14 protein-coding genes are annotated in these 15,629 nt (G+C 55.1%); 3 read left to right on the top strand and 11 right to left on the bottom strand.

Features of this window, described 5'->3' with window-relative positions; genetic code table 11:
- Position 1 precedes the first annotated feature (1 nt).
- From rsxA to blr, 4 genes are all read right to left on the bottom strand, one after another.
- The gene (gene rsxA / locus C813_RS35630) at positions 2 to 583 is read right to left on the bottom strand and encodes an electron transport complex subunit RsxA (RefSeq protein ID WP_017456621.1); all 582 of its coding nucleotides are present in this window, start codon (positions 581 to 583) and stop codon (positions 2 to 4) included.
- A gap of 77 nt (positions 584 to 660) precedes the next feature.
- Positions 661 to 1,101 (bottom strand): DUF2569 domain-containing protein, encoded by a 441-nt coding sequence (locus C813_RS35625; RefSeq protein ID WP_017456622.1) that lies wholly within the window; start codon positions 1,099 to 1,101, stop codon positions 661 to 663.
- Between the two features lie 86 nt (positions 1,102 to 1,187).
- Entirely contained in the window at positions 1,188 to 1,403 is a 216-nt protein-coding gene (gene ydgT / locus C813_RS35620) for a transcription modulator YdgT (RefSeq protein WP_016496264.1), read from the bottom strand.
- Positions 1,404 to 1,648: 245 nt separating this feature from the next.
- The gene (gene blr / locus C813_RS35615; RefSeq protein WP_017456623.1) at positions 1,649 to 1,786 is read right to left on the bottom strand and encodes a division septum protein Blr; all 138 of its coding nucleotides are present in this window, start codon (positions 1,784 to 1,786) and stop codon (positions 1,649 to 1,651) included.
- Between the two features lie 203 nt (positions 1,787 to 1,989).
- On the opposite strand from blr, the gene C813_RS35610 reads away from it, so the two are divergent.
- Positions 1,990 to 3,030: an oxidoreductase gene (locus C813_RS35610; protein ID WP_017456624.1), complete on the top strand. Its 1,041-nt coding sequence runs from the start codon at positions 1,990 to 1,992 to the stop codon at positions 3,028 to 3,030.
- A gap of 46 nt (positions 3,031 to 3,076) precedes the next feature.
- Here the strand turns inward: C813_RS35610 and add are convergent, their stop codons facing one another.
- The 5 genes from add to manA form a co-directional block, all read right to left on the bottom strand.
- Positions 3,077 to 4,078, bottom strand: coding sequence for an adenosine deaminase (gene add / locus C813_RS35605; protein WP_017456625.1), 1,002 nt, complete (start codon positions 4,076 to 4,078; stop codon positions 3,077 to 3,079).
- Positions 4,079 to 4,179: 101 nt separating this feature from the next.
- Positions 4,180 to 5,364, bottom strand: a complete 1,185-nt coding sequence (locus C813_RS35600; protein WP_017456626.1) for a MalY/PatB family protein — start codon at positions 5,362 to 5,364, stop codon at positions 4,180 to 4,182.
- 2 nt (positions 5,365 to 5,366) lie between these two features.
- Complete coding sequence (gene malX / locus C813_RS35595) at positions 5,367 to 6,980, bottom strand: maltose/glucose-specific PTS transporter subunit IIBC (protein WP_017456627.1); 1,614 nt, start codon at positions 6,978 to 6,980, stop codon at positions 5,367 to 5,369.
- Between the two features lie 165 nt (positions 6,981 to 7,145).
- Complete coding sequence (locus tag C813_RS35590; RefSeq protein WP_017456628.1) at positions 7,146 to 8,675, bottom strand: YdgA family protein; 1,530 nt, start codon at positions 8,673 to 8,675, stop codon at positions 7,146 to 7,148.
- Between the two features lie 105 nt (positions 8,676 to 8,780).
- The gene (gene manA, locus C813_RS35585; protein WP_017456629.1) at positions 8,781 to 9,953 is read right to left on the bottom strand and encodes a mannose-6-phosphate isomerase; all 1,173 of its coding nucleotides are present in this window, start codon (positions 9,951 to 9,953) and stop codon (positions 8,781 to 8,783) included.
- 197 nt (positions 9,954 to 10,150) lie between these two features.
- On the opposite strand from manA, the gene fumA reads away from it, so the two are divergent.
- Positions 10,151 to 11,797: a class I fumarate hydratase FumA gene (gene fumA / locus C813_RS35580; RefSeq protein ID WP_017456630.1), complete on the top strand. Its 1,647-nt coding sequence runs from the start codon at positions 10,151 to 10,153 to the stop codon at positions 11,795 to 11,797.
- Positions 11,798 to 11,931: 134 nt separating this feature from the next.
- Positions 11,932 to 13,332 carry a class II fumarate hydratase gene (fumC, locus tag C813_RS35575; protein WP_017456631.1) on the top strand — a complete coding sequence of 467 codons (1,401 nt, stop codon included), beginning with the start codon at positions 11,932 to 11,934 and terminating at the stop codon, positions 13,330 to 13,332.
- Here the strand turns inward: fumC and tus are convergent.
- Both tus and rstB read right to left on the bottom strand, forming a co-directional pair.
- On the bottom strand, positions 13,329 to 14,258 hold the full coding sequence (gene tus / locus C813_RS35570) for a DNA replication terminus site-binding protein (RefSeq protein ID WP_017456632.1): 930 nt from the start codon (positions 14,256 to 14,258) through the stop codon (positions 13,329 to 13,331). The two genes, fumC and tus, sit on opposite strands and share 4 nt — an antisense overlap.
- Positions 14,259 to 14,333: 75 nt before the next feature.
- On the bottom strand, positions 14,334 to 15,629 hold the full coding sequence (rstB, locus tag C813_RS35565; protein ID WP_017456633.1) for a two-component system sensor histidine kinase RstB: 1,296 nt from the start codon (positions 15,627 to 15,629) through the stop codon (positions 14,334 to 14,336).

Raw genomic sequence — 15,629 nt, 5'->3', positions numbered from 1 at the left:
ATTACAGTTTCACCAGACCACTAAAGCCCATAAAGGCCAGAGACATTAAGCCCGCAGTGATTAACGCAATCGCATTGCCGCGAAAAGGCGCGGGCACATCGGCAACGGCAAGGCGTTCGCGAATCGCGGCGAACAACACCATCACCAGGGAGAACCCTACGGCGGCGGCGAAGCCATACAACGCCGACTGCATGAAATTGTGCCCAAGGTTGATATTGAGCAGTGCCACGCCGAGCACCGCGCAGTTAGTGGTGATAAGCGGCAAGAAGATACCCAGCAGGCGATAGAGCGCCGGGCTGGTTTTGCGCACCACCATTTCGGTGAACTGCACCACCACGGCGATAATCAGGATAAACGCCAGCGTGCGCAGGTAGACTAAATCCAGCGGGATCAGCACCCATGTATCGATGAGCCAGGCGCAGATGGACGCCAGCGTCATCACGAAGGTGGTCGCCAGTCCCATGCCCATTGCGCTTTCCAGTTTTTTGGAAACGCCCATAAACGGACACAAGCCAAGAAACTTCACCAGCACGAAGTTGTTGACCAGTACCGTTCCGATAAATAGCAGCAGATAGTCTGTCATTATGTGGCCTGAAATAAAAAAAGCCGCCTATTATCGGTCAAACAGCACCGGGCGACAACAGGATAACTGTAAGGTTATTACGGATTAACAAAGGTCCTTTTCACGCGGCTTGAGCGCTTGAAATAGGGCACCATCAACGCAGCGGCAAGCAGCGGAAAGAGTAACTGACGCAGCGCCAGTTCATCGGTGACAGGAGCGAACGCAAAGGCTTTAACCGAGAGCAATACGCAAACCAAAAGCCAGATAATATAGTGCTTCGGCACGCTGCGGCGGCGTTTAAAAAAGGCGATAACCAGCCAGAAGGTATAATACCAGATGGCGATAGCGAAGGCGAAAGAGACGAACCACAGGATGGTTTGTTTCAGCGGTTGTGCGCCCAGCGCCGTTACCGACTGAGGTGTCATTAAGGCGGTAGCGTACAGCAATAATGCCAGCGAGGTGCTTAATAACGCGACCAGCAACCAGGCCAGAGGGCCGAGTAACCAGCCTCCGATTCTTTCTGCAGGAGTCGTTGTCATGCGTATTCCTCTGTTAAGGCATTAATGCTCTGAATGATTTCGCCGGGCGAGGAGTATAAAGCATTACACGACGAATGCCAGCGGCGTTACTGCACGTAGCGCCATACCGAGCGCGGAACGCACCCAATGTCAAACAGACGACCGCCAGAAACCAGTTCCGCCCGGCGATGATCGGCTGCGCGGTACATGTTGATAATTTCACCGCTGTCGGTCAGCGTGTAGTTGAGGTGATCAAACAATTTTTCCAGACTTTCAAGCGAACTGATTTTGCGGAATTTTAATAAATAGTCCTGAACGGTCATGTCGAGGGGTGTCCATATAATATGAAAGAGGCAGAAAATATACGCAGGCTAATTTTGTACGAATAATAAACATTATTACCCGAGCGTAAATAGCACAGGAATGGTCTGCCACAAAATTAAGAGTTTTCTTTTCAGGTGAAACCAGGCACCAGAACAGCACCCGGCTGTGAAGATTAACGCCCTTCGCCATGACTGGCAATAAACATATGACGCTGAGTTGCACTTTGCGCGTTTTACAGCGGCGATTATTTCTTTTGCGCCGCGACGTTCTGTTCAGGGGGCTGATAATTATCGATATGGCTGGCAAAAACCAAAAGAATGGTCGATACGCCGAGTACCACCCAGCCCATTAATTCAATAATCCGATTGAAAATACCGGCCATACTTTTACTACTCCCTGATGTTTACTTTTGTCTGCGGCTGTCGATAAAAATCGGTGCCTGGTTGCAGATTTAAGCAGATTTTTTAGGCAGAAACCAGGGCTGAGCACGCTAAATTCATTCGTTTCGCTAATGGGTTACTGAAGCGGTTGTCGCCACCTGGCAGATGGTGTGAAATAGACGTTCCAATAAGGAGAGACCACTCTATGAGCGATAATGTCCGTGTCGGATTAATAGGTTATGGCTACGCCAGCAAAACATTTCATGCGCCGTTGATTGCCGGAACGGCGGGAATGGAGCTGGCCGCGATTTCCAGCAGTGACGAATCGAAAGTAAAAGCGGATTGGCCAGCCGTGCCGGTTGTCTCTGAGCCGAAGCATCTGTTTAACGATCCGTCGATTGACCTGATTGTTATCCCCACGCCGAACGATACCCATTTTCCGCTGGCCAAAGCGGCGCAGGAAGCAGGCAAACATGTGGTGGTGGACAAACCCTTTACGGTGACACTGTCACAATCTCGTGAGCTGGACGCGCTGGCGCGTAGCCTCGGACGTGTGTTGTCGGTGTTCCATAACCGCCGTTGGGACAGTGATTTTCTGACGCTCAAAGCCTTGCTGGCTGACGGCGCGCTGGGCGAAGTGGCTTATTTCGAATCGCATTTTGACCGTTTCCGTCCGCAGGTGCGTAACCGCTGGCGCGAGCAAGGCGGGCCCGGCAGCGGCATCTGGTATGATTTGGCACCGCATCTGCTCGATCAGGCGGTTAACCTCTTCGGATTACCGGTATCACTGACGGTAGATCTGGCGCAGTTACGCCCTGGTGCGCAATCCACAGACTATTTTCACGCGGTGCTTGCCTACCCGCAGCGGCGCGTTGTGCTGCATGGCACCATGCTGGCCGCCGCAGAATCGGCCCGTTATATCGTACATGGCTCGCGCGGCAGTTATGTGAAATATGGGCTGGACCCGCAGGAAGAGTGCCTGAAAAGCGGCGCGCGGCTGCCGCAAGCCGACTGGGGTTATGACATGCGCGACGGCGTATTAACCCGCGTTGACGGTGAAGATCGTACGGAAGAGAACTGGCTGACGCTACCAGGCAACTATCCGGCCTATTACGCGGCCATTCGCGATGCGCTGAACGGCGTGGGGGAAAACCCGGTTCCGGCCAGCCAGGCGATCCAGATAATGGAGTTGATTGAGCTGGGCATTGAATCTGCAAAACATCGTTCTACGCTGAGTCTGACCTGAAAAATTACCGCTCACGCAGTGTCGTGAGCGGTTTTCTTCTTCCTTCTTATGCCTTCGCAACACTGTCGCGCAGCGCTTGTTTTTCCTCTGCGCTGAGGAACGCCATTTCCAGGCCGTTAATCTGTGCCTGACGGATCTGCTCGCGGCTCAGCCCGGCAGCCGGGGCGGCAACCTGATATTCATGACCAATCTCGACACCTTGTACCGCCGGATCGTCGGTATTGATGCTCGCCAGGATGCCATGTTCAAGGAAGGTCTTCAGCGGATGGCGGGCAAGTGACGGTACGGTGCTGGTCTGAATATTCGAGGTCAGACAGGATTCAATACCAATCCGCTGTTCAGCAAGGAAATCCATCAGCGCGGCATCTTCAATCGCTTTCACGCCGTGTCCGATTCGTACGGCGCCGAGTTCACGAATCGCCTGCCAGATGCTTTCCGGACCGGCGGCTTCGCCCGCATGAACCGTAATCTGCCAGCCCGCATCACGTGCGCGGTTAAAATGTGAAAGGAAAAGGCTGCCGGGGAAACCCAGTTCATCACCGGCCAGATCCAGCGCGGTAATGCCGTCACGGTGCGCCAGCAGCGCATCGAGTTCCTGTAAACATGCGGCCTCGCCGAAGGTACGGCTCATAATGCCGATTAAGCGCGCCTGTACGTTGAAATCACGGCTCCCGTCGCGTACACCGGCAATCACCGCTTCCACAACGCCCGCTACCGGCAGGTTATGGGTCATCGCCATGTAACCAGGCGAAAAGCGCAGTTCAACGTAGTGCAACCCGTTCAGCGCCGCGTCTTGCATGTTTTCGTAAGCGACGCGGCGACAGGCATCCAGCGACGCCAGCACTTTGACACCCCAGTCGAGTTTTGCGAGGAAGCTGACCAAATCCGGTTCATTAGAGGTGACCTGAACATGCGGACGCAGGGCTTCAAGGGTTTGTGCAGGCAGGGGCAGATTGTACTGGCGGCCAAGATCCAGAATCGTTTGTGCACGGATGTTTCCGTCGAGATGGCGATGAATATCAGTTAACGGCAGGTTGGGATCAATCATGGTCGCACTCTTATTTTAAGAAAGTGCTCGCCATTATAGAGACAAAAGGCGGTAAAAAGCTATCTTGCGCAACCCGGATGGCGAGTTGCGCAAATATTGGCTTAATGAAGCGACGCTAAGGCCGCGATTAATCTCTTCACGCCTTGCTCGAGTTTTACCCGTGGGCAACCGACATTCAGGCGCACAAACCCCCGGCCTTCCGCGCCGTAAGTATCGCCGCGCATAATGGCCACGTTTTGCTCCTCGATCAGCGCTTTTTGCAGCGCGGAATCATCAATCCCTAACGGGCGCAAATCTATCCAGGCCAGATAGGTGGATTCCGGCACTTGCCAGTTCAGCGCCGGAAAGGCGTTATTCAGGCGCTCTGCCAGATAAACCAGATTGGCGCGCAGGTAAGCACGAAGCGCATCCAGCCAGGGCGCGCCGTCGCGGTAAGCGGCGATATGGGCAACGATCGATAGCACTGCCGGCGAGGAGAGACCGTTGCTGTTTTTCAGCGCCTCCAGCCAGCCATTGCGCGACGGTGCATCATCAATAAGCCCCCATGCGCCGGTCAGTGCGGGAATGTTGAAGCTTTTCGATGCCGAACTAAACAGCGCCCACGGCCCGCGTGCAACCGCGCTCCAGGGAATGTGCGGTCGGCTGCTCCAGACCATATCCATATGAATTTCATCGCTTATCACTCTCACGTTATGGCGTTCACACAGTGCTGCCATGGTTTCCAGTTCATGGCGAGTCCACACTTTGCCGGTCGGGTTTTGCGGGCTGCACAGCAGCAGGATTTTACTCTCCGGTCTTGCCAGCACGGCGTCGAGCTGCGCCATATCGCAAAACCAACCTGCATTGTTGTGTTGTAGCGGCACGGCCAGCAACTGCCGCTGATTCCCCTGAATGGCTTTATAAAACGCGTCGTACGCCGGGGTATGAACCACGATGCCATCGCCCGGCTGCGACCACTGGCGGATCATTTCGGCAATCATCCAGATAACCGACGGGCCATAAACAATGCTTTCAGCGTCAATCTGCGTAGTAAAGCGGCTGGTCATCCAGTGCGAGATGGCACCCAGAAATTCCTCGTTTTTCCAGCGGCTGTAACCCAGCACACCATGGGTAAGCCGCTGTTGTAGCGCGTCAATTACGCACGGTGCGGTGGCAAAATCCATGTCGGAAATCGTGAAAGGGAGTAAGTCCGCGCGGCCAAAGCGATCGGCAACATAATCCCACTGCGTACACCAAGTGCCGTGGCGGTCAATGGGGGTGGAGAAATCGAACGTATCCCTGGTCATTTTTATTCCGCCTCCACCGGGGTGCCAAATTGTTGCGCCTTGATGAGCTGCGCCATTTCATCTTTTACCGACTGAACCTGTGGCCCAATTACCACTTGCAGGTCATGTTCATTCACTTTGATAACGCCAATCGCACGGTTGGCCTTGAGGGCGTCAACATTGACGTTATCCATCGCATTCACCGACAGGCGTAAGCGGGTAATGCAGTTATCCAGCGTTGCGACGTTATCCGCTCCGCCGAGTGCGTCGAGCAGGGCAGGAACGTCATAACCGGATTTGCCCGTCACACCTTGCGTTGCGGCGTCTGCGCTTTCCGCCACTGTGTTGTCGCGCCCCGGTGTTTTCAGGTCGAAATGGGTGATAGCGAAACGGAATAAGGCGTAGTAAACGGCGAACCAGATGGCGGCAACCAGCGGTACCAGATACCACTTTGTTGCCAAACCGTGCAGCACGCCGAAGACAATGAAATCAATCACATTGCCGTCCGTGTTGCCGATCGTCACGCCGAGCACGGCCATCACGGTAAAGCCCAGGCCGGTGAGCACGGCATGAATTAAATAGAGCACCGGGGCGACAAACAGGAACAGGAATTCGATCGGTTCGGTCGTACCGCCCACCACGCAGGCAATCACGCCGGAAATCATCAAGCCTTTTATTTTATGGCGATTTTCAGGCCGTGCGCAGTGGTACATCGCCAGCGCCGCGCCGGGTAAGCCGCCGAGGAAAGCGGGCATCTTGCCTTGTGAGAGAAAACGCGTCGCGCTTTCAGCGAAACCGTGTGTTTGCGGGCAGTTAAGCTGCGCCTGGAAAATGGTCAATGCGCCGCTGACGCTGTGTCCGCAAACCTCCATCGTTCCGCCAGCTTCAGTAAAACGGATCAACGCCACCAGAATATGTTGCAGACCAAAGGGCAGCAGCAGGCGTTCGCCAGTGCCGAAAATCATCGGCCCGAAATCTCCGGCGCGATCGATAATGTGCCCCAGGCCGCTAATCGCCATGGCAAACCACGGCCAGACCAGCGGGATCGCAAGCCCCACTACGCCCATCACGACACTGGTGACAATCGGCACCGAGCGCGTACCGCCGAAAAAGGCCAGCGCGTCCGGCAGGCGCAGGGTGTGAAAGCGTTCATGTAAACGCCAGATAATAATCCCGGCAATCACCGCGCCGAGGATCCCGGTATCAATGGACTGGATGCCGAGCACATTCTGCACGTTATGCGCTTTGAGCAGTGACGCATCGTTAGTGGGCAATATGCCCTGCGCGGTGAGCCAGAAATTCACCGCCAGGTTCATCACCGCATAGCCGACAAAACCAGAAAAAGCCGCCACGCCCTTATCTTCACGCGCCAGTCCCAGTGGAATCGCGATACAGAACATCACCGGCAGGAAACTGAACGCGAACGAGCCAATTTTGTTCATCCAGATAAAAATGGCCTGCAGCAGCGGATGGCTTAACACCGGCAGCAGTGTTATCACATCGCGGCTGCTCAGCGAGCTGCCAATGCCGAGCATAATGCCGCAAAACGACAGCAGCGCGACGGGCAGCATAAAGGTTTTACCGAGCTGCTGGAAAAATGCCCACAGGTTCGCTTTTTGCGCGGTTTTCCCCGCCATAACCTCTCCTTACGTAAAAAGAATGCTCTGGCGGATGCGCAGAGCGCAGACGGTTTTATCAGTTTTTGTCGCGCAAAAAACGCGAGCCGGTAACGGGGTTGTCGTTTTCGGATTCCGGCAAGATGACCGACCAGAAAATAAAAAGCCCTCGAAAGGGGCTGAAAATTACTGCTGCGGTACTGCCGGAACAGGTGGTGTCGCGTCGTCCGGTTGGGCAGGCTGTAGCCCTGGCATACCAAACATCCCGACAAATTGCTCGAGCGGCATTTTTTCGCCATTCAGCGTCACCTGGCCGTTCGCATATTGCAGGCTGGTGAGGATGCTGTTGTTTTCCACGGTAGTGATGCGGAACATCTGGCCCATCGCCGCCAGGCCTTTCACCTGCTGGCTTGCCAGTTTCGCCGCGTCCTCTTGTTGATAGCCTTCAAGTTTTGCCACCTGAGTCATCATTTCGGTGGCCATATCCAGCGGGATCGTCAGCTTGCTGTCGAGGGATTTCACCGTGCGGTCAACTTGCTCGGCCAGCGTTTGCGGCGTGCCGGTTGCGGTTGACGGATCTTTCAGGAACAGGGACAGATTAAAGGTCGCTTCGCCTTTGGCGTTTTTCCAGCTTAACGGCGCAACGGTCAACACGGGTTCACCTTTCAGCAACAGCGGAACAATGCTGAGGAACGCTTCGGTGGCTTTCTGCTGGTAGAGTTCCGGGTTCTGCGCGATATCCGGCTGTGCCATTAAGGCACGGATTTGCGCGTCGTACTGCTCGCTGGCCTGGTGCCAGGCTTTGCCGTCAATCTGGCCCACTTTCAGCGTCAGTTTTCCGCTGCCGAGATCCTGGCCCTGCACCTTCAGGCTGTTCAGGGCGTAATCCAACTGGCTGTTGAGGCTCTTTTTGTCATCCGCAACCTCAGATTTTGCGGTTAAGTTCATGCCTTCGAGCAGCGCCATCTCTTTATTTTCAATAGAAATCGCGAGCTTATCGAGGCTCATCTTCTGGTTGCCGGTACGCTCATCAAAGCTGGACATCTCGCTGGAACCGTCAGTTTTCAGGTTATTGAACGAGAGCTGCACTTTCTGCCCATACTCATTCACCGTATCCACCAGGCCGCTTTCGGCTTCGCCGCTCAGCGCCAGAGCGTTACCTTGGCTGTCCGCGCTGAAGCGGAAATGACCGCCGCTAAAGGCAACTTTGTCGCCGTCTTTTTCTGAATTCAGCGGGCTCAGCGTGACATCCGTGCGGGTATCGCCGCTATAGCCAATGCGGGTGTCAGCAGAGAAGGGCGCCTGTCCTTTGGCAATATCAAACAGCCCTTTTGTCACTTCGTTATTGACCAGTTGCGTATGCACGGAAGCCATCGCAGGCGTCAGGCTAAAGGTTTTAAGCTGCGCCAGCGGGAAGGGGCCATGATCGACCGTCTCATGCAGAACAATGGCTTGCCCCGGCTTCAGCCACGTATTGGTGCTGCCGGCGAGCGGTTTAATATTCAAGGTTAACTGGCTGGAAAAGAGGCCGCGCTGGTAATCCTGCGCAGAGAGCTCAATATTGGCCTCCGGCGCATTGCGCTTAATTTGCGCATTCGCCTGGCTGACCATCTCCGCCAGACGACCTTCAAGTTGTTTGCCGGTGTACCAGGCTCCGCCCGTCCAGACGATACCGAGCGCGACGATAATCCCTGCGGCAACCCACGTTTTTTTCATAATATTTATCCCTAAAAAAGAAACCAGGCGGTTAACGCCGCCTGGATGTCGAGTGATGTGCCTTCAAGCTTAGCAATCCTTGCTAAAAAGTTCAGTAACTTACTCTCACTTATTAAACACTCGCGCCACGCGACCGGTGCCGCTTACGCCAACAGGCGATTCGTCGGCGGCAATAAACGCCGATTCACCCGCTTTCAGCACTAATTGCTGGCTCGCTTTGCTGAGCACCGCTTCGCCTTCCACACAGAAGACAATGGCCGCGCTCTGTTGCGCCAGTTGGGTTTCCTTGCTGCTGAGATCGTGCAGGGAGAACGCAAAATCGTCTACCGGGATCGGGAAATCCAGCGCTGCACCGTGCTGCGTCGGTTGCGTCAGCAGCTCGCTGGCGGGTTTCGGCGTGAATTTTACGTTCGCTACCAGTTCCGGGATGTCGATGTATTTCGGTGTCAGCCCGGCGCGCAGGACGTTGTCGGAGTTCGCCATCACTTCCAGCGCCACGCCTTGCAGGTAGGCATGCGGGGTTTCGGCAAACAGGAACATCGCTTCGCCTGGGTTCAGTTTCACCACGTTCAGCAACAGCGGAGAGAAGAGGCCGCTGTCATCCGGGTAGAACTCGCTAATCAGGCGAATGGTCTGCCACGGTTCGCCGGAGTGATTGCCAAGCGCCGATTTCAACACCGCCAGCGCGCGGGATTTCTCCTCGCCTTGCATATTGAGCAGCGCGGCAAAAAGCTCGCTCAGGCGCTCTGCGCCAGGCGCTTGCAGGAAATGGGCGATAGCCGGATGTGCGCCCGCCACCGGTTGCAGCAGGGAAACAATGTCGGAAAACTCGCGAAAGGCGTTCATCGCAAGGAACGGCGTCAGGGCAAACACCAGCTCCGGCTTGTGGTTCGGATCTTTGTAGTTGCGCTCTGCGGCGTCCAGCGGAATACCTGCGGCGTTCTCTTTGGCAAAGCCTGTCTCGGAGTTTTTCTTGTTGGGATGCACCTGAATCGACAGCGGCTGGTCAGCGCATAACACTTTAAACAGAAACGGTAATTCGCCAAAACGATTCGCCACTGCGCTGCCCAGCAGGCGGGTTTTATCCTGATCAATCACCTCACGCAACGCACGGGTCTGGCCGCTGGCATCCTGCACCTTTGAGCTGCTCTTCGGGTGCGCGCCCATCCACAATTCTGCCATCGGCAGATTGTCAGGATTGGCAATGCCGTAGAGATCCGTTAATGCCGTTTTACTTCCCCAGGCGTAGTTCTGCACGGAGTTGATGAGTTTTTGCATTATCAAGCCCTTTCTCATTAATGAAATTATGGCGTTATTAAAGCAACAAAGCCGACGGAAGTAACCTGCGAGGGTAAAAAGTCGTACTAGTCTCAGTTTTTGTTAAAAAATTGTGTAGGATATGGCGACTCGCTTTAACACAGGCAGATGGATTGACTGCCTGAACAATAACCAGATCAGCCGTAAGTGAGAGAACAATGTCGAACAAACCCTTCTATTATCAGGATCCTTTCCCGCTCGGAAAGGATGACACCGAATACTACCTGCTCAGCCGCGACTATGTTTCTGTGGCTGAGTTCGAAGGCCAGCAGATCCTGAAAGTGGATCCGCAAGCGCTGACGCTGCTGGCGCAACACGCTTTCCACGACGCCTCATTTTTACTGCGCCCGGCGCACCAGCAGCAGGTCGCCGATATCCTTGCCGATCCCGAAGCCAGTGAAAACGACAAATATGTCGCCCTGCAATTCCTGCGCAACTCCGACATTGCCGCGAAAGGTATTCTGCCGACCTGCCAGGATACCGGCACGGCGATCATCATGGGCAAGAAAGGCCAGCGCGTCTGGACCGGTGGCGGGGATGAAGCGGCGCTGGCACGCGGTGTTTACAACACCTACACCGAAGAGAACCTGCGCTATTCGCAAAACGCCCCGCTGGATATGTACAAAGAGGTGAATACCGGTACCAACCTGCCAGCGCAGATCGACCTCTACAGTGTTGACGGCGATGAATACAAATTCCTCTGTATCGCCAAAGGCGGCGGCTCGGCGAATAAGACCTACCTGTTTCAGGAAACCAAGGCGCTGATCACCCCGGCGAAGCTGAAAAACTATCTGGTTGAGAAGATGCGCACCCTCGGTACGGCGGCTTGTCCGCCTTACCATGTCGCGTTTGTGATTGGCGGTACATCGGCGGAAGCGACGCTGAAAACGGTCAAACTTGCCTCCACCAAATATTATGACGCGCTGCCAACTGAAGGTAATGAGCACGGACAGGCGTTCCGCGACGTGCAACTGGAGCAAGAGCTGCTGGTGGAAGCGCAGAATCTCGGTCTTGGCGCGCAGTTTGGCGGGAAATATTTCGCTCACGACATTCGCGTGATCCGTCTGCCGCGTCATGGCGCATCGTGCCCGGTCGGCATGGGCGTTTCCTGTTCTGCCGATCGCAACATTAAAGGTAAAATCAACCGCGATGGTATCTGGCTGGAACGTTTAGAGCAGAACCCGGGCAAATACATTCCGGAAGCGCTGCGCGAGGCCGGTGAAGGCGAAGCGGTGAAAGTGGATCTTAACCGCCCGATGAAAGCGATCCTCGAACAGCTTTCGCAGTACCCGGTCTCTACGCGCTTGTCGCTTACCGGCACGATTATCGTTGCGCGCGATATCGCCCACGCGAAGCTCAAAGAGCTGATGGACAGCGGCGAGCATCTGCCGCAGTACATTAAAGATCACCCGATTTACTACGCTGGTCCGGCAAAAACACCGGAAGGTTATGCCTCCGGTTCGCTGGGGCCGACCACCGCCGGGCGTATGGATTCTTATGTTGATCAACTGCAATCGCAGGGCGGCAGCATGATCATGCTGGCGAAAGGCAACCGCAGCCAGCAGGTGACGGATGCCTGCCATAAACACGGTGGTTTTTATCTCGGCAGCATTGGCGGCCCGGCGGCGATCTTGGCGCAGAACAGTATCAAAAGCCTTGAGTGTGTCGCTTATCCGGAACTCGGAATGGAAGCTATCTGGAAAATTGAAGTGGAAGATTTCCCGGCGTTTATCCTTGTGGATGACAAAGGCAACGACTTCTTCCAGCAAATTCAATCCGGCCAGTGTGCCCGCTGCGTTAAATAGTATTGACCGCCCTTCGGGGCGGTTTTTTTAAGCACAAAGCAGTAAACAACATTATAAAAAGCATCAATACTTTTACTTGTTTGCAGGTGAGCAATGTCGCAACCCAATATCACTTTGTAACCAAGGAGAGAGTCATGGCAACGTATCGCAGTGAGAAAGATTCGATGGGCGCAATCGACGTCCCAGCAGACAAACTGTGGGGGGCGCAAACCCAGCGGTCGCTTGAGCACTTCCGTATCTCAACGGAAAAAATGCCGGTCTCACTGATCCACGCACTGGCGCTGACCAAACGCGCAGCGGCGAAAGTTAATCAGGATTTGGGGCTGCTGCCCGAAGAGAAAGCGCGCGCGATCATCGCGGCGGCGGATGAAGTGCTGGCTGGTCAACATCCTGATGAGTTTCCGCTCGCTATCTGGCAGACCGGCTCCGGTACGCAGAGCAATATGAACATGAACGAGGTGCTGGCCAACCGCGGTAGCGAAATCCTCGGCGGTGTGCGCGGCATGGAGCGCAAGATCCATCCCAATGACGACGTGAATAAAAGCCAGAGTTCAAATGATGTTTTCCCGACGGCGATGCATGTCGCGGCGGTGATTGGCGTGCGTGAGCAACTGATCCCGCAGTTACAGGTACTAAAAAAGACGCTTAATGAGAAAGCCATCGCGTTTGCCGGTATTGTCAAAATCGGCCGTACCCATTTGCAGGACGCGACGCCGCTGACGCTGGGCCAGGAGATCTCCGGCTGGGTGGCGATGCTTGAACATAACCTTAAACATATCGAACAGAGCTTGCCGCACCTGAGCGAACTGGCGCTGGGCGGCACCGCCGTGGGCACCGGGCTGAATACGCACCCGGAATACGCCGTGCGCGTGGCCCAAGAGCTGGCCAGCTTTACCGGGCAACCGTTTATTACCGCGCCCAATAAATTTGAAGCGCTGGCGACCTGCGATGCACTGGTGCATGCGCATGGCGCGCTGAAAGGGCTGGCCTCTTCATTAATGAAAATCGCTAACGATGTGCGCTGGCTCGCCTCTGGCCCGCGTTGTGGTATTGGTGAAATTGCGATCCCGGAAAACGAACCGGGCAGTTCGATCATGCCGGGTAAAGTTAACCCCACGCAGTGCGAAGCAATGACGATGTTATGCAGCCAGGTGCTGGGCAATGATGTCGCGGTGAATATTGGCGGCGCGTCTGGCAACTTTGAGTTGAACGTTTTCCGCCCGATGGTAATCCATAACTTCCTGCAATCGGTACGTCTGCTGGCGGACGGGATGGAGAGCTTTAACGAGCATTGCGCCGTGGGGATTGAACCTAACCGCGAGCGTATTGATCAACTGCTCAATGAGTCTTTGATGCTGGTGACCGCCCTGAATACCCATATCGGCTACGACAAGGCAGCGGAAATTGCCAAAAAAGCGCACAAAGAGGGGCTGACGCTGAAAGCCTCTGCGCTGGCGCTCGGCTACCTGACGGAAGCCGAGTTTGACAACTGGGTGCGTCCGGAATCAATGGTTGGCAGTTTGAAACAGGCTTAACCCGCCAGATACAGGTGCAGCCGCGGGATGATCAGCGTCAGCGGCTGCGCCTGTGGTTTATAGCGGTGTTGAATAGTTTCCGCGTTGTAATCCATCAACTCGCCAATATCCGGGACGGTTCCGCCATTCTCTTCTGAAATCAGCGTGATAAGCGGTGTCGGGCAGGCATATTGCACCTGTTTTTGTAAACCGGCATACCAGACGCGGGCAATGGGCTGCACTTTCACCGGGCGTTTGATTTTAAGCCGTGCCTGTTTTGGCAGGGCGGCGATATCGTTGTACTCCTGCTCAATGCGCCCCAGCCACTCTTCACGCGTCCACGCAGAGACGGCGCGCGGGGATTTCAGGCTCTTTTCCAGTTGCGCCAGCACCTCATCGCGAGTGAGGTTTTTAATAATATGCTTATTCGCCCAGCCAAAACGGATGGTTGCCGGTGCGCGAATAGCCGTTAGTGTCCGGTAAGCATTTAAGGTGATAAGCCCCGGCAGGTGGCGATGCACCCATTCAAACCGGGCTGCGGGAGCCAGCTCCGATTCCTGGGTGACAATCCGCTCAAAGGCTAATTTCAGCGCGTTCACCGTACTGATGCGGTCGGTCAGCGCGCTAAGCGTCGCCTCATTTGCCTGATAGCAGATAACGCCCGGAAGCCGCACGGCGGCTTTACTACTGCGGTTTTCCGACTGCTGCTGAATAAAGAGATGGGTGTAATGCTTATGGGCAAGCTCTGCCGCCCGCTGACCAAGATGTTGCTCGACATGAATCGCGGCAAGCGGGTTGTGTTCCGCGCCTTTGGGCACATCCGGCAGGCTAAATACGCGCGCGGTCATTAACCGGCAACCCGCTAACTCGGTTTTTAGCGCTGCCAGTTCATGTTCAAGTTGCCGGAAGGTGGTATTCAGGCGTTCGATCAAATCTAAGGCCGCCATATTGCACTCCATTAGTTACAACATACTTGTGTTTATAGCACAGTCGCCGGGATTCGGCCACTGTGCGATTAATGGTCAGGAGGGCAAAACAATGTGGTGGTAAATTGGCCAGTGGAAAGAAAATTTCGCGCCGCCCAGTTCGCTCTGCGCGCAACTGACTTCGCCGCCGAAAGCCTGCGCGATGGAATGCACAATCGCCAGCCCTAACCCGCATCCGCCGGTTGCGCGGTCGCGGCTGGGATCGAGGCGAACAAAGGGCTCAAACACGCGTTCGCGCTCTTCGGGCGCAATACCGGGTCCATCATCTTCAACGATCATGCGAGCCTGTGCGCCTTCGTGTTGTAAGGTGACTTTTATCGTTTGCTGGCTGTAGCGCAGGGCGTTATTCACCAGATTATCCAGAACGCGCTCCATCAGACGCATATCCAGCGCGCCATAATCTTCACCCGGTGTTGTTGCCAGCAAAAAGGTATGCTGCGGGTTCATGCTGCGCGCATCGTCAAGGTAACTGCTGAACCACGCGGGTAGATCCGGCGAGGTGAGTTTCAGCTCGGTCTGCGGGCGATCGAGACGGGCGTAAGTCAGCAACTCTTCAATCAGCGCTTCCAGTTGCCCGATATCGCGATTTAACGCCGCATGCTCGGTTTCGCTGAGATTTTCACTCATCTCCAGCCGGTAACGCAGCCTGACCAGCGGCGTGCGCAGTTCGTGGGCGATGCCGTCTATAAGATGCTTTTTACTGGCGATCAGCGCGTTGATATTGTCCGCCATCTGGTTAAAGGCGATGCCGAGCCGTTCAAAACTCGAGGCACTGTCAAAATGAATGCGCTCTTCTAAATGCCCCTCGCCGAAGCGTTGTGCTGCCGATTCAAGCCGCAACATCTCCTGCCAGTGCGGGCGCATCCAGATAAATACCGGGAAGGCGAGAGAGATAGCAATTAGCGCCATTAATCCCATATCCAGCAACCGCGTTTCATGCAGGAAAAAGAGATACGGCACCGGGCCGACCGCCAAAACATAATGGCTGCGGGGAATACGCTGGATGAAAGTGTATTCCGAATCAAGCGCCACAATATCACCTTCACGCAGCCGCTGTGCCGGGCGCGGTTCCAGCGTGTATTTGCTCATCGGCTCAATGCGCAGATTAAACGACAGATTGAGATCCAGCTCCTTCAGAGTTCTGGCCCATTGATTGGGCGGGATCTCGCGCAACTCGCTACGCATCAGGTACAGCGAGCTTTTCATCAGGTCGTCAAGGGACTGGCGGCCAGCGCGCTCGGCGGTGAATTTATACACCAGACCCACCAGCATCGTCATGACCAGAAAGCAGACGAACAGCAAAAGGTAAAACTGGACGAACAGCTTTTTCAT

It is taken from the genome of Kosakonia sacchari SP1 (assembly GCF_000300455.3).
Classification (GTDB): domain Bacteria; phylum Pseudomonadota; class Gammaproteobacteria; order Enterobacterales; family Enterobacteriaceae; genus Kosakonia; species Kosakonia sacchari.
The sequence above is the reverse complement of the archived record's forward strand: the minus strand, read 5'-3'. Positions and strand labels throughout refer to the sequence as shown.

Bases quoted from the DNA above. Each gene is read 5' to 3' on its own strand.
- rsxA (WP_017456621.1), bottom strand. From the start codon at position 583: ATGACAGACTATCTGCTGCTATTTATCGGAACGGTACTGGTCAACAAC.
- C813_RS35625 (WP_017456622.1), bottom strand. From the start codon at position 1,101: ATGACAACGACTCCTGCAGAAAGAATCGGAGGCTGGTTACTCGGCCCT.
- ydgT (WP_016496264.1), bottom strand. From the start codon at position 1,403: ATGACCGTTCAGGACTATTTATTAAAATTCCGCAAAATCAGTTCGCTT.
- blr (WP_017456623.1), bottom strand. From the start codon at position 1,786: ATGGCCGGTATTTTCAATCGGATTATTGAATTAATGGGCTGGGTGGTA.
- C813_RS35610 (WP_017456624.1), top strand. From the start codon at position 1,990: ATGAGCGATAATGTCCGTGTCGGATTAATAGGTTATGGCTACGCCAGC.
- add (WP_017456625.1), bottom strand. From the start codon at position 4,078: ATGATTGATCCCAACCTGCCGTTAACTGATATTCATCGCCATCTCGAC.
- C813_RS35600 (WP_017456626.1), bottom strand. From the start codon at position 5,364: ATGACCAGGGATACGTTCGATTTCTCCACCCCCATTGACCGCCACGGC.
- malX (WP_017456627.1), bottom strand. From the start codon at position 6,980: ATGGCGGGGAAAACCGCGCAAAAAGCGAACCTGTGGGCATTTTTCCAG.
- C813_RS35590 (WP_017456628.1), bottom strand. From the start codon at position 8,675: ATGAAAAAAACGTGGGTTGCCGCAGGGATTATCGTCGCGCTCGGTATC.
- manA (WP_017456629.1), bottom strand. From the start codon at position 9,953: ATGCAAAAACTCATCAACTCCGTGCAGAACTACGCCTGGGGAAGTAAA.
- fumA (WP_017456630.1), top strand. From the start codon at position 10,151: ATGTCGAACAAACCCTTCTATTATCAGGATCCTTTCCCGCTCGGAAAG.
- fumC (WP_017456631.1), top strand. From the start codon at position 11,932: ATGGCAACGTATCGCAGTGAGAAAGATTCGATGGGCGCAATCGACGTC.
- tus (WP_017456632.1), bottom strand. From the start codon at position 14,258: ATGGCGGCCTTAGATTTGATCGAACGCCTGAATACCACCTTCCGGCAA.
- rstB (WP_017456633.1), bottom strand. From the start codon at position 15,629: ATGAAAAAGCTGTTCGTCCAGTTTTACCTTTTGCTGTTCGTCTGCTTT.